Consider the following 295-nt stretch of genomic DNA (forward strand, 5'->3'; position numbering starts at 1 on the left):
CAAAAACTCTTCTTCATGACTAAACTGAAACTCACTCAATTTCTCTTTATAGGAATTCTGTGTTTTGTCGATTTCAGAAGTTAGTCTATTTATTTCATGTTCAAGGTGAGAACATGTTGTTTCTTTAATCGTTTTTTGTTCTGAAAGTCGTTTGTAACTTCCTTCGATTTCTATTATTTCTGATCGAAGTAAATTTATATTTTTTTCGTATTTTTGTACATCTTGATTCCACGCTTCATAAGTTCTCGTCGTTTCAGGTAACTTTGTCACAATTTGAACGATTTCTACTTTTAGT

General features: G+C 30.5%; 1 protein-coding gene. It reads right to left on the reverse strand.

Annotated features, from left to right (window positions below):
• Nucleotides 1–295 (reverse strand): hypothetical protein (locus V7056_RS17285; protein ID WP_499703648.1); only part of this gene is annotated, 295 nt, incomplete at both ends.

Source organism: Bacillus sp. JJ664 (assembly GCF_036962205.1).
GTDB lineage: Bacteria > Bacillota > Bacilli > Bacillales > Bacillaceae_G > Gottfriedia.